The following is a 1,078-nucleotide window of genomic DNA, read 5'->3' as shown; positions in this document are numbered from 1 at the left end:
CTGTTCTTCTCGGGGACGTTGTGGACGGTCAGTCGCTCGATGGGTGACTTGCCGCCGATGCCTGTGTGGGGTCGGTGGTGATTGTAGTGATGGATCCAGTCTTGGTAGGTCGCCGCTCTGGCTTCGTCGGAGAGATAGGTGTTCGCGTAGGCCCATTCCTGGTTGAGGGTTCTGTTGAATCGTTCGACTTTGCCGTTGGTCTGCGGCCGATACGGCCTGGTTCGCTTGTGCTTGATTCCAGGGCCTAGGGTCTGCGCGAACATCGTTGAGCGGTAACAGGATCCGTTGTCGGTCAGCACACGCGCGATCGTGATGTCATGGGCTGCGAAGTAGGCTTTGGCGCGCTCGAAGAATCCCGATGCGGTTTCTTTGCGTTCGTCACCGAGGATCTCCGAATACGCGAGCCGGCTGTGATCGTCGACGGCGTGATGGACGTAGGAGTATCCGCGGCCTTGTTTGCCGCTGTGCCGCTTTCCGATCGCGCGGCCGAGCTTGCGATGTCCGCCGCCGTCGGGGATTCGGCCGAGCTTTTTGATGTCGATGTGGATCAGATCCCCGGGAGCGGGATGCTCGTAGCGGCGGGGTTGGGGGCGTCGTACAGCAAGTCCGGTGTTCTGGTCGAGGTGGCGAAGCAGCGGCATCTTGTAGCGGCGCAGGACCGCTGAGACGGTGCTGTGCGGCATGTGCAGGTGGTAGCCGATGCGGTGTGGTCCCCACCGGCGGAGGAAGCGCAGGTTGATGATTCGGCGTTCGGTGCGGGTCGGTGTCCGGTTCGGGTTGTGGTGGGGTCTGCTCGAGCGGTCGGCCATTGCCGGTGGGCCGCCGGTGCGGTAGCGGTCGGCCCATTTCTTGGCTGTGGTCGGTGAAACCTGGAATCGTTCGGCCGCTCGGCGGATCGACCATCCGTCGTCGACGATCGATGCCGCGAGTTTCAATCGCCCCTTCGGGGTGAGCAAGGCATTAGCGTGTGACACGAGGACCTCTCGGTTGTCGGTGCAGTTGTGGTAACCACACCGATACCGGAGGTCCTCACCTATCTGTCGCTGCCACGCCGTCCACAACGTCCCTGCTCATTACA

Annotated in this window: 1 protein-coding gene; it reads right to left on the bottom strand. The window is 62.2% G+C overall.

Features of this window, described 5'->3' with window-relative positions; genetic code table 11:
• Positions 1-974: IS481 family transposase (locus ACOQFP_RS08100; RefSeq protein ID WP_230074976.1), on the bottom strand; the 974-nt coding region annotated here is incomplete at its 3' end.
• Positions 975-1,078: the final 104 nt, after the last annotated feature.

This window comes from Rhodococcus sp. MALMAid1271 (assembly GCF_049195265.1).
Lineage (GTDB): Bacteria > Actinomycetota > Actinomycetes > Mycobacteriales > Mycobacteriaceae > Rhodococcoides.
Note: the sequence above shows the minus strand (reverse complement) of the source record. Positions and strands in the feature narration are given on the sequence as shown.